Source organism: Apilactobacillus intestinapis, assembly GCF_049166695.1.
Taxonomy (GTDB): domain Bacteria; phylum Bacillota; class Bacilli; order Lactobacillales; family Lactobacillaceae; genus Apilactobacillus; species Apilactobacillus kunkeei_C.
Window position 1 is genome coordinate 1 of the sequence record NZ_JBMHFD010000022.1, and the last position, 11,845, is coordinate 11,845.

The 11,845-nt window shown below is 38.9% G+C and carries 13 protein-coding genes and 2 riboswitches; of the genes, 8 read left to right on the forward strand and 5 right to left on the reverse strand.

Features of this window, described 5'->3' with window-relative positions; translation table 11 throughout:
- Positions 1 to 4: 4 nt before the first annotated feature.
- Positions 5 to 85: an IS3 family transposase gene (locus ACOMA7_RS07510; protein ID WP_225349253.1), complete on the forward strand. Its 81-nt coding sequence runs from the start codon at positions 5 to 7 to the stop codon at positions 83 to 85.
- Positions 86 to 144: 59 nt separating this feature from the next.
- Here the strand turns inward: ACOMA7_RS07510 and ACOMA7_RS07515 are convergent, their stop codons facing one another.
- Positions 145 to 1,014, reverse strand: coding sequence for a LysR family transcriptional regulator (locus tag ACOMA7_RS07515; RefSeq protein ID WP_421393100.1), 870 nt, complete (start codon positions 1,012 to 1,014; stop codon positions 145 to 147).
- Positions 1,015 to 1,121: 107 nt separating this feature from the next.
- On the opposite strand from ACOMA7_RS07515, the gene ACOMA7_RS07520 reads away from it, so the two are divergent.
- The gene (locus ACOMA7_RS07520) at positions 1,122 to 2,522 is read left to right on the forward strand and encodes an APC family permease (RefSeq protein WP_034535229.1); all 1,401 of its coding nucleotides are present in this window, start codon (positions 1,122 to 1,124) and stop codon (positions 2,520 to 2,522) included.
- A 34-nt stretch (positions 2,523 to 2,556) separates the two neighbouring features.
- On the opposite strand, the gene ACOMA7_RS07525 is transcribed toward ACOMA7_RS07520, so the two are convergent.
- Together ACOMA7_RS07525 and ACOMA7_RS07530 are read right to left on the reverse strand one after the other, a co-directional pair.
- Positions 2,557 to 3,177 carry an LVIS_2131 family protein gene (locus ACOMA7_RS07525; RefSeq protein ID WP_138726816.1) on the reverse strand — a complete coding sequence of 207 codons (621 nt, stop codon included), beginning with the start codon at positions 3,175 to 3,177 and terminating at the stop codon, positions 2,557 to 2,559.
- Positions 3,178 to 3,265: 88 nt separating this feature from the next.
- The gene (locus ACOMA7_RS07530; RefSeq protein ID WP_051592281.1) at positions 3,266 to 4,276 is read right to left on the reverse strand and encodes a D-alanyl-D-alanine carboxypeptidase family protein; all 1,011 of its coding nucleotides are present in this window, start codon (positions 4,274 to 4,276) and stop codon (positions 3,266 to 3,268) included.
- A gap of 149 nt (positions 4,277 to 4,425) precedes the next feature.
- A riboswitch (TPP riboswitch) is annotated at positions 4,426 to 4,520 on the forward strand.
- Positions 4,521 to 4,596: 76 nt separating this feature from the next.
- Between ACOMA7_RS07530 and ACOMA7_RS07535 the strand changes: the two genes are divergently transcribed.
- From ACOMA7_RS07535 to ACOMA7_RS07550, 4 genes are all read left to right on the forward strand, one after another.
- Positions 4,597 to 5,151 (forward strand): ECF transporter S component, encoded by a 555-nt coding sequence (locus tag ACOMA7_RS07535; protein WP_421393105.1) that lies wholly within the window; start codon positions 4,597 to 4,599, stop codon positions 5,149 to 5,151.
- A gap of 15 nt (positions 5,152 to 5,166) precedes the next feature.
- On the forward strand, positions 5,167 to 6,579 hold the full coding sequence (locus ACOMA7_RS07540; RefSeq protein WP_421393107.1) for an ATP-binding cassette domain-containing protein: 1,413 nt from the start codon (positions 5,167 to 5,169) through the stop codon (positions 6,577 to 6,579).
- Positions 6,579 to 7,214 (forward strand): energy-coupling factor transporter transmembrane component T family protein, encoded by a 636-nt coding sequence (locus ACOMA7_RS07545; protein WP_421393110.1) that lies wholly within the window; start codon positions 6,579 to 6,581, stop codon positions 7,212 to 7,214. Before ACOMA7_RS07540 ends, ACOMA7_RS07545 begins: the two co-directional genes overlap by 1 nt.
- A 72-nt stretch (positions 7,215 to 7,286) precedes the next feature.
- Positions 7,287 to 7,469: an LBP_cg2779 family protein gene (locus ACOMA7_RS07550; protein ID WP_034530908.1), complete on the forward strand. Its 183-nt coding sequence runs from the start codon at positions 7,287 to 7,289 to the stop codon at positions 7,467 to 7,469.
- Between the two features lie 38 nt (positions 7,470 to 7,507).
- Here ACOMA7_RS07550 and ACOMA7_RS07555 read toward each other — a convergent pair whose 3' ends face one another.
- Both ACOMA7_RS07555 and ACOMA7_RS07560 read right to left on the reverse strand, forming a co-directional pair.
- Complete coding sequence (locus ACOMA7_RS07555; protein ID WP_301588237.1) at positions 7,508 to 8,668, reverse strand: hypothetical protein; 1,161 nt, start codon at positions 8,666 to 8,668, stop codon at positions 7,508 to 7,510.
- Between the two features lie 14 nt (positions 8,669 to 8,682).
- On the reverse strand, positions 8,683 to 9,663 hold the full coding sequence (locus ACOMA7_RS07560; RefSeq protein ID WP_301588810.1) for an asparaginase: 981 nt from the start codon (positions 9,661 to 9,663) through the stop codon (positions 8,683 to 8,685).
- 121 nt (positions 9,664 to 9,784) lie between these two features.
- A riboswitch (purine riboswitch) is annotated at positions 9,785 to 9,884 on the forward strand.
- A gap of 71 nt (positions 9,885 to 9,955) precedes the next feature.
- Between ACOMA7_RS07560 and ACOMA7_RS07565 the strand changes: the two genes are divergently transcribed.
- A complete protein-coding gene (locus ACOMA7_RS07565) occupies positions 9,956 to 11,263 on the forward strand; it encodes a nucleobase:cation symporter-2 family protein (protein WP_034535235.1) in 1,308 nt (435 codons plus the stop codon).
- Between the two features lie 63 nt (positions 11,264 to 11,326).
- Positions 11,327 to 11,698 carry a hypothetical protein gene (locus ACOMA7_RS07570; protein WP_034535237.1) on the forward strand — a complete coding sequence of 124 codons (372 nt, stop codon included), beginning with the start codon at positions 11,327 to 11,329 and terminating at the stop codon, positions 11,696 to 11,698.
- The last annotated feature ends 147 nt before the right edge of the window (positions 11,699 to 11,845 follow it).

Sequence of the window (11,845 nt, forward strand, 5' to 3'; positions counted from 1 at the left end):
ATGGATTGATTATTACAATAATCATCGTATTAAAACAAAACTAGGCGGAAAGTCACCGGTTCAATACCGGAAACTTTCCGCCTAGGAAAAACAATATAATAATGTACAACTTTTGGGGTGCACATCATCAATCGAATGGCTTTTTTATTTTAGTTCTTCTTTTCTATCGATAATGAACTTCGCAAAATGTTGGCTGGCGATTGGTAGTCCATCCTTATTCTTATAAACAATTGCGACAGGTCTAGTCACGTTGGGTTCGACTGGCTTGCTGACGATTTTGAAATCGGTTCGACGGTAAACTAGTTCAGATAGGATGCTGACCCCTAGTCCTGCTTCGACCATCGCCATGATGGTGTAGTCATCTTGAATCTTATAGCGCACGTTGGGTTTAACACCGGCTTTTTTAAATGCTTCAAGCGGTTCACTGTAGCCACCACCCTCAACTAGGATGAATGGATCATCGGCGAGTGCTTCAATTGGCACAGCATCTGCGTTGGCGTATGGATGGTCAACGGGAATAAATGCATTCATGTTAGTGTTGTGGACAATTGTCTTATTAAAACCTTCTCCGTATTCAGCGGTCATGATGGCGAAATCAATTTGGTCGGTTTTCAACCAATCGATGATGGTTCCATAGTCACCCTGGTTTAAAACGAAATTAATCTGTGGATAAAGCGCCTTAAACTCTTTGAAGAGGTCTGGCAACCAGTAACAACTAACACTGGTAATTGCCCCGATTCGGACCGTTCCTGATTGAAGGCCATTGATGGCGTTGGCGGTGTCGATTAATCCACGGTATTGACGAAGCGCTTGTCTGATGTGTGGATAAAGTTTTTCCCCATCCGGTGTCAATTCCACCCCAGATCTGGAACGTTTTAGAATGTGCATGTTGAATTCCTTTTCCAGATTGGACATCATTTGACTGACGGAAGATTGGGTATACCCTAGTTGTTCTGCTGCTTTGGTGAAACTCTTATTCTGTAATACTGCTTCTAGTACAATAAATCGATTCATCTTATATCATCTTTTCTTATGTAAATATTGAATTTATTAATTTTACTTATGTTGGTACTCATTATATAGTTAATAGTACAAATAAACAAGAAAAGGTGTTGATATCTATGCAAATTTTTAAAAAGGAATCGGTTAGCAATTATTTAGAGGCCGATTCACGATTATCCAAGTCTTTGACCACTAAAGACTTAATTGGCTTGGGTATCGGTGCCGTGATTGGTACCGGGATTTTCATCCTTCCCGGCCATGAAGCTGCCAGTCATGCTGGTCCTGCCGTTGCGATTGCCTTTTTAATGGCAGCTATCGTTTCTGGATTAGTTGGTATGGCCTACGCTGAATTTTCATCAGCCATGCCAATTGCCGGATCTGCTTACTCATTTGGTTCCGTTGTTTACGGTGAAATTGTTGGTTGGATTTTGGGTTGGGCCTTAATACTTGAATACTTCTTAGCAGTATCGGCAGAAGCGACCGGGTTTGCTGCTTACTTTAACAACAATATCTTAGCCGCTATCGGAATTAATTTACCGACCGCTCTACAAGCCAGTCCAATGGAAGGTGGCGTGATTAACATCTCAGCCGTCATCATTGTGGTTGTCATCGCCGGAATTCTTCTAATGGGTTCAGAAATGTCTAAACGTGTTGAAAACTTCGCCGTGATTGTCAAAGTCGCCATTATCATTATTTTCATCATCATCGGTGCTTTCTACGTTAAGACCAGTAACTATGTTCCTTTCTACCCTGCTCAATTCCACTCAACTCCATTTGGTATGGGTGGTATCTTCACAGCAGCTGCCACTGTCTTCTTTGCTTTCATCGGTTTTGATGCATTAGCTTCTAACTCCGCTGAAACCATCGACCCAGGTAAGAACGTTATCAAGGGAATTATCGGAACTGTGGTTTTTGCCGTCGTTCTATATGTTGCATTTTCAATGGTACTTACTGGAATCGTTAACTACAAGGAACTAAACGTTGACGATCCCGCCGCTTACGCTCTTCAAATCATTCACTTGTCAGCATTCAACAAGCTAATTACTATCGGTGCTTTGTTTGGAATTTTTACCGCCATGGTAACTATGTTCATCGGTGGTTCTCGCCTAGTATACGCACTTGGTAGAGACGGCCTTTTGCCTAAGTTCATCGGACGTGTTAACGCCAAGCATTCAGTACCCAAGAACGCGATTATCATTGCAACTATCGTTCAAGCTGTCTTTGCTGGTTTGGTTCCATTGACGCAACTAGCATCATTGATTAACGCTGGAACATTGATTGCCTTCGCATTTATCTCATTTGGTGTTATCAAACTTCGTCGTAGAAAAGATATTAAAAACACAGGATTCAAGATGCCATGGTATCCATTCCTACCAATTGTAGCTGGAGTATTCAGCATCTTCTTTATCATCATGCTTCCAGACGTCACCAAGATTTCAGTTGGTATCTGGATTGTGATTGGATTTATCTTCTACTTCGTTTACGGAGTTCACCATTCTAAACTACAAAAACAAGACTAAACGAAAAAAGCCCTGGATTAAATCCAGCGGCTTTTTATTTTTCGTTATAAATAAATGAATTATCCGGAATACGGATTAGAGTATAACTCTTGAACTGACGTCCAGCATGTAATCCGATTCCATTCCAAAAACTGTCTTTATACGTAACGGTTACGTCGGCAACCCACGCTCTTTGGTATTTCTTGTCTAGCGTCTTAGCTTCATTGTCATTCCATCTAACCGCTGACTTTTGAACATTAATTTCGCTATTAGTACCAACTAGCACACTTGATGCTGAACTCGATACTGATAAACGTTGTCCATTAACCAAATATGAGTAAGACTGATTCAAAGATGAATTATTCCCACTTTTGACCTTCACATAGTAAGAGCTGTTACCATTGGTATCCAAAATTAATGGCTTGAAGTCACGTGTTGTGACAACGTTTGATCCATTAACGTTTGGATAGAATGTCTCAAAAGACATGAATCCAATCCCAGCAAATAACACGACGATTTGTGCAACCGTCTTTAAATGGTGAGTTAATGAAAAGTCGTAGTGCCCATTTATGATTAGTCTACTTCTTCTTACCCCGATGTTATGAATAATAAAAATTGCATAAATAACCAAAATTATCCAAAGAAGTAGGCCAACTATATTCCAGGCCGATTCCATAAATCTTCTCCTTTATACTAGTAATCAAAGATACTTTACTATTCTACACTATTTTGGAAAAAATACAAAATTCTTATGCTAACTATTATTATTTCAATGCTGAATCGTGGTTATTAACCAGTTTTATCAATTTCGCAGTATCGGAAAATTCGGCATAATCGTTAACCACGACGGTGATAACTCGATCTTTTCCTGGTTGTTGAGCTGTCGCAACTAGGCATAATCCAGCGGCAACAGTATATCCTGTCTTTAATCCATCGACATGCAAACTTTCATCGTAGAATGGTCTACCGGGTAGTAAACTATTTTCATTAAATAAAGTTTGACCGTCAACCTTTTCATATACTTGTTTGGCATCATCAATTGCCTTTGGATAAATTGATAGGACATGGTCGGCAATGATTGCGATACTCTTGGCTGAGATCATGTTGGCATCGTCCTTGCCACCAACTTGAGCATAACCAAATTTATCTAAGTCACTATTTTCTAGTCCTGATGATGACACAAAAGTAGCGTCTAGATGCCATGCCTTGGCTTGTTCATTCATCATCTTGATGAACTTAACGTTAGAGCCTGCCACCCATTGACCCAATGCAATTGCAGCATTGTTGGATGATTGGACTAAAGCGGCCTTATATAAATCTCTGACGGTGTACTTGTGGCCGTCCTTGAACTTAAATCCACCTAGTTCAACGTCGTCACCTAGTTTCTTTAGTCCCTTGTTACTGGTGTCAACTACTTGATTCCAGCCGTTGGTATTTTTGGCCTTTTGAATCGTTAGATATAAGGTCATTAGTTTGGCTAATGATGCGACCTTAATCTTCTTGTCCCCATTTTGCGAATAAACGACCTTATTCTTGGTAGAGTCTAATGCCACAGCAGCACTCGCGTTCTTTACTTTATTCTGTGACACCTTCACTAGGTCGGTCTTATAAGTTTGTGGATCTTGTTGATAGTCAGGTTGATAACCTTGTTTTGAGTTCGTTATTTTATTGTATTCTTGGCGAATAAATGAGAATGGATTATTAAATTGTTCGTATGCACCTAATCCAATCGCCGCGACGAATATTATTGTTAGTCTTTTCACTGATTTCTTCATTCATTTTTACTTCCATTTTTCATAATTTCACTATCTAAAGTTACCACGAAATCACCGTTACGACAAGGCATCCCGCTTGTTAAAATTGTTAATAAAAATATAAGCATTGCATTTAAATTTAATCAATAGTATAGTTAATTTAAATTGATAATTAATGTTTGGGGTGCCGGAATTCGGCTGAGATTCATACCCATAGTACCTGATTCAGGATAATCCCTGCGAAGGAAAACAACCCTTTTATTTTTAATGCTTTACAAATTATAAAAATAAATTGGACTCCAAACACGTGTTGTTTGGGGTCCTTTTTTCTGGAGGAAACTATGAAAAACACATGGTCACTTAGAAACATCATTTTACTTACATTAATCTCAATTATCTGTGGAATTATCTTTTTCGCCACAGGTTTTCTATACAACGCAGTAAGTCTTGCACTTACTCCTTATGGTCTAGCACCTCTTGCTAACGATCTACTACTTGGTCTTTGGGTAATGGCAGCTCCACTTGCTGGTTTTATCTTCAAACGTCCAGGTGCTCCATTACTAGCTGAGGTAATCGGTGCCATCGTTGAAATGTTCTTAGGTGGACAATGGGGTGTTGAAACCATCATCTCTGGTATTGAACAAGGTATAGCAACTGAATTAGGTTTCGTTGCTACTAAATACAAGCACTTCGATTGGTTAGGTGTATTCGCTACTACCATCTCAACTACTGTCATCACATTTATCTATGACTGGTTCAAGAGTGGTTACAATGCTTATGCCATCCACATGCTAATAATCTTATTCATCGCAAGATTCATTTCAATCTTCATCTTTGGTGGTGTGTTATCAAAACTAATCGCCAACATGTTAGAAAAGAATCACGTTATCAAATAATAGGAGTGTCACTTTTTGAATAACTTATCAATTAACAATTTGACATACCAATATACTGGTAGTTCGAAGCCGACTTTTAAAGGGGTTAGCCTGGATTTCGAATCTAATCAAATGGCATTGATATACAGTCCTTCTGGGTCTGGTAAATCAACGCTTTTGAAAACAATCGCAGGATTTTATCCACAATATAACGACGGTACAATCGACGGCGTTATCAATTTTAATCACCAAGACATCGCTGAATTTTCAGAATGGAAATTACGCCAAACCATTTCCATGATGTTCCAAGATCCAATGCAACAATTTTGTATGGCTACCGTGGAAGATGAATTCATCTTCACACTAGAAAATCTTCAAGTTGAACCTGATAAAATGGATCAAGTTATCGAAGATGCCCTTTCTTTCACCAATACCAATGAGTTAAGAAAGCGCGAATTCAAGACTCTTTCCGGTGGTGAAAAACAAAAGGTTGCACTAAGTATCATCGTAGCAATTAACGCTCCTGTTATTCTATTGGATGAACCATTTGCCAATGTCGATATCAAGTCTCGCCTGGAACTGATTAGTCTATTGAGCCAGCTAAAGGAATCAGGCAAGATTGTCATCGGTATCGATCACGACCTTATGGGCTACGAAAATCAAATCGACCAGTTAATTGGTTTCGATGAAGACAACACAACGTTTAAACCTTTAGATGATGCGGCGGCAAAAGAATTGTTCAATCAATTCAACGATTACACAAATCGTCCACTATCAAACGAAGTTGTTGGAGAACCAATTATTAACTGTGCAGATTTATCAATTGCCAACTACGACATGCAATTAATCAATCATTTAGATTTAGACTTGATGAAACAAAAAACGACCTTAATTACCGGTCCCAACGGATGTGGTAAATCAAGTCTGTTCAAAACATTTATCAAGCAACATGATTTTGATGGAGAAATTAATTTCAACCACAAATCAATTCGTAAAATCCGTTTAAACAAGTACTTACAAAGTGTTGGAATGATTTTCCAAGAATCAACCAAGCAATTCATTAAAATCACCGTCGAAGACGAACTAGATCTATCCAAGAAGAATGCATTCAACAACTGGTTGGACGACAATCAAATCGCTGAATACACTCGCAAACTTGGTCTAGATGAGCTATCCGATCGTGTCATCTACTCTTTAAGTGATGGCCAAAAGAAACGACTACAAATCCTAAGCATAGTCATGATGGGACACTCACTTCTTCTTTTAGACGAACCTTTTAATGGTATCAACATTGAATATGTTACCATTGTCGTTGATTTATTGAATCACGCAAAGGCTAAAGGTCAAACACAACTACTAATCTCTCATCAAACTCATGGTCTAGAGAACCTAGTTGATTACCATTTAGCATTTGATGATCACAAACTAACTTATCAGGAGGCCTTTTAATGAATCCCGTATTAAAACTACTGATGATGTTAGTAATTGCATTGGAAATTTCATTTACAACATCAGTTAGACTAAACCTAGTTATCTTCTTTGTTAGTCTAATCTATCTAATCTTCTTCGCTTCATTTAAGCGAATCCTATACTTATTATTCGTCACTTTAATTCCTGCGGTCGGAATCTATTTCGCCCAAAAGATAAATGGCGACTATCAATACGGTATCTTATTGGTGACTCGTCTATACGCGTTTGTCACACTGGGTGGAACTTACACATGTAAGACCTCCATCGAGGATTTGGCTGGTAGTCTGGAACAAAACTTTCACGTACCCAGCAAGTTTGCCTACGGAGTAATGGGCGCCTTTAACTTGATTGAAACCATCAAACAAGAGATTGTCGACATCAAGTTATCCGCTAAAATGAGAAACGTGCATCTATCCTATGTTTCTCCAACCCTTTACTTCAAGTCAATCCTAGCTGCCATGAACTGGTCCACCCTACTAGCTCAAGGAATGAATTCACATTTATTCGTTGAAGGAAACAGCCGAACCCATTTCAAAAAGATTACAATCAAAGCAACCGATTATATAATCTTCGTTGTTGTGGTTGTCGCTATCCAAATTATCCTAATTTTTTAGACTTTATTTTTCTTCTTATACTAAAATAAGTTATAATGTAATTGTCGGATGGATTTTGTTAGGAGGGTTCTTATGAATCGTAAATTGAATAAGATTGCTGAAGAAATTGTTACTTATCAAAAGAATAATGATATGCCAGATACATTATTGGCTTATAACCTACATTTTAGTGTAGAGGAATTGCATGACATTAAGAGCATGCGCAGATCCCCAAATCAAGATGAAGTAGATATTATCAAACAAAAATTAGGCTAAGCAAAAAAGGAGCCCGAAATATCGGGTTCCTTTTTTTATTACATATCGCCTTTTCTTCTTAGACGTTGTTCATCTAAATAAGCATAGATGTATTCAAAACCTACTTCAACGATGTCATTTAACGGAATCTTTTGTCCGTAAATGAAGAAGTTGACTGTTTCATCCAATAGACTGAACTTCATTGATTCGGGGCCAATCTTTTCCGGGTACCCCAAGAAGTTACTACCGGACTTCAATTGCAAGCGAATCAATTGACGCTTGTTCATTGATTGCGTCAAGATAGCATTTAAATTATCTTCGGTACTGTCGAATTCTCTTGAATCGTTTAATACCGGTTGTGATGCATTATGATCAGCAATGTTTTGGTCCTTCATTAGTTGAACCAATTCAAGGTAGTCGTTGCCAACGGTGACTCGTTGGATGCCATTCATTCGAATGAAGACATAGCCACCAAATTGACCAGACATGTCGACAACTTTTAGGATGGCACCACTGTCGTTTAACATGATGACCTCCCCGACATAGAAGAAGTGGTCATTGTATCGACAACGAACTTCGACTAGGTTGTGATGATGGAATGAATCGTTCAACAAATCGATGATGTTGTTGATTGATTCGGCGGTCTTGGCAATGTTTTGTTCTTTGACCTTGCCCATTACTTTGCTCATGACACTTAGTTCACGACCTTGGAATTCTATAATCATGCTTTGGTTAAAGCCCATGGTGACCAATTCATTTTGCATGAAGTCGAACTTGTTAATGCGTAAGAACTTAAAGGAATCATTGCTGATTTTCTTAACCATCCCTGTGTAGAAACGTTCCGCTTCATTGTCGTGAATTAGGATAACCTCTTGGTTTAAGTATGCTTGAATTAAAATTTGTGGGAACAAGTTGTTGTTGGAATCAAAGTGTAATTCGCTGGGTTTGGATTCCATTAATCCTTCATCCTTGGCGATTAACATTTTTTCTTTGATGCTGTCTAGGTCTTCACTTTGACGTTCCACACTCTCGATGATGGCGGTCTTCATTGCGACGTATCCGTCGGCTAGACCACTGGATTCGTATGTGGCAATGATGACCTCGTCATCGTTGTAAGTTTGAATATAGCCGGTGTAGAAAATATCACCTGTATTTAGGTAGATATTCACCAGTTGTTTCTTGCTCATTGCTGCATTTAAATCTGCAATGATAGAGTTCATAAACATCCCTCACTCTATGATATTGCGTTACTCATAAATCTAGCTAACTCTTCACCAGACTTGTGCGCACTTAACGCAATGATTAATTTAATACGTGCTTTTTGGCCGTTTAGACCGTGACAGAATTCTAAGCCCATTTCTTCCAGTTGGATTCCTCCACCTTCGTAGGCGTAAATGTCTTGGGCAACCCCACTTAGACATCTGGAAACCAAAATGACTGGGATGTTTCTGTCAACTAAACGTTTTACTGAATCTAATGTTTCAGGAGGTAGGTTACCAGCACCTAATCCTTCGATTACTAGACCGTTAGTTTGATCATTATCTAAAGCGTCAAACAAGGTGCCGTCCATGCCGGCAAAAGCCTTGATTAGATAAACGTGGTCCACTAATGAATCAACATTTACGACTTCACTTTGGATTAATTCTTGGTAAAATGTTGGTTCATGCTTAGAAATAATTCCGATTGGACCAAATGTTGGTGTTCTAAAAGTCGCCACGTTAGTAGTGTGGGTCTTAGTAACGTATCTAGCAGTGTGAATTTCATCGTTCATTGCCACCAAGACACCCTTGTTCTTAGCTTGTGGGCTAGCAGCGGTTGCTGCAGCGTTCAATAGGTTGTATAGACCATCTGAACCAATTTCGTTTGATGAACGCATGGCACCAGTTACGACGACTGGAAAATCGTTGGCCAAAGTTAAGTCCAAGAAGTATGCAGTTTCTTCTAGGGTATCGGTACCGTGGGTAACTACGACACCGTCGTATCCTTGCTTTCTTGCTTTCTTAATTCGATTAGCGATTTCAAGCATTCTATCAGGGGTCATGTGTGGAGATGGTAAGTTAAAAATCTCCTCATTAGTAATATCGATTCCTTGATCTAATAAATTATCTTGTTGATTGGCGATTGGATTTTGTTCATTTTGAACAACTTCCCCGCTTTCGTCTTGAGACATTGAAATAGTTCCACCGGTGTGAATTGCTAAAATATGCTTCAAGATTATTCCCCCCTCGTATCTATCAAATAGTACTTTCCATTGTACCTTATAATTGTGAAACTGAACAATTATATTCATTATAAGGATTGCTTTTTTTGCAAAATTCGTCTAATATTGAATTTACAAAATTAAATCAGTTATTGCCTATATATTTACCATAATAAGGTTGGTAAGTTTCTACCCGGAACCGTAAAGTTCGGACTATAAGCAAAAAGATGAAGGTCTCTTTGCTTTTTCTAGCATTGAGGCTTTTTTATTTTTCAGGGTAATAATTAAATATTAGGAGGAATTTTGTTTGGATAATCATGAAAGCAATTTGCAACAGGTATCCCAATTCAAGGCTGCCATTTTAGGTTTCCAACACTTGTTAGCAATGTATTCAGGTGACGTTATCGTTCCATTGCTAATCGGTGCTTTCTTACACTTCAATGCAGCTCAAATGACTTACCTGGTTTCTGCAGATATTTTTATGTGTGGGATTGCCACACTACTACAACTTAAGAAGACCCCACTTACTGGGATTGGTCTTCCCGTTGTATTGGGATGTGCGGTACAAGTTATTACACCACTTGAAACTATCGGTGGTACTTTAGGTGTCGCATATATTTATGGAGCTATTATTTGTTCTGGTTTATTCGTATTCTTAATCTCAGGACTTTTCGCAAAACTACGTAAGTTCTTCCCACCAGTGGTTACTGGTTCACTAATTACCATTATTGGTTTCTCATTAGTACCAGTTGCCGTTCAAAACTTGGGTGGTGGAAATGCTTCAGCTAAGAACTTCGCTGACCCTCACGATTTAATCGTCGGTCTAATTACCATGGCCGTTATTATCTTGATTAACATCTTTGGCAAGGGTTTCTTCAGATCAATCTCTGTATTGGTTGGGATGGTAGTCGGAACTGTGATTGCTTATGCACTTGGCATGATTTCATTTGCTTCAGTCGCACAAGCAAGCTGGTTCCACTTCCCACAACCTTTTTACTTCGGTACACCACACTTCAGCTGGTCAGCTATTCTAACCATGATTTTAGTATCACTAACTACCATGGTGGAATCAACCGGTGTCTTCTTGGCACTGGGTGATTTAACTGGTCGTAAGCTAAGCGAAAAAGACCTAGCTAACGGTTACCGTGCTGAAGGTATCGCCGCTATGCTTGGTGGTGTCTTCAACACCTTCCCATACTCAACTTTCTCAGAAAACGTTGGTGTGGTTCAACTATCAGGTATTAAGACTAAACGCCCAATCTACTACGCCGGATTATTCCTATTAATCTTAGGTCTACTTCCTAAGGCTGGTGCTGTGGCAACCGTAATTCCAAGTTCAGTTCTTGGTGGTGCTATGGTCGTAATGTTTGGTATGGTTGGGGTTCAAGGTATCCGTATTCTACAAAACGTTGACTTCAGCAAGAATGCAAACCTATTAATCGTTGCCCTATCAGTTGGTACTGGTATTGGTGTAACAGTTTACCCACAAATCTTCAGATCACTTCCACAAGCTGCTCAAATCATCTTAGACAATGGTATCGTTGTTGGTGGTTTCCTAGCCGTCCTATTAAGTTTCTTATTCAGCTTAACTGGTCAAATTGAATTGGAAGACTAATCAATGTAAAATGATAACCATCATGTATAATATGCATGATGGTTATTTTTTTTGGAGGCAATTATGGATAATAACGAAAGATTTTATGAACCCAAAAACTCAAAAGACGCAATGCGTTTTATCGAACGCCTATTCAACTCATACAAGGATTCTCCTTTGACCCAATCACTATTGGTCTACCACCAAAAGTTGATCAATCAATTGAGAGATAATATCGAACCGGCTGCTAAGACTGAAGGCATTACAAGCCGTGTGAAAGCAGCGCAAAACATGCAACGCATCATGGCTGACTGGGTTCAAATCAAGATGGCCGGCAAACCTTACAATGGTCGTATGCACCACTTTGATTTCCAACCAGACTCAGCCCAACAAAAGTTCAAACGAAACAACATCAAACTTTCAAATAACGGCGGCCACCAATCAAGTCGCCATTAAAAAAAGCCGCTTTTACAAGCGTGAACTGAACCCCTTGAGTTGGAGAAATCTAACCTAAGGGGTTCTTTTATGTTTTCTAAAGAATTAAAATTAGCTGCCATTAAAGATTATTATAATGGTTTAGGATTTACAAAAATTATTAATAAG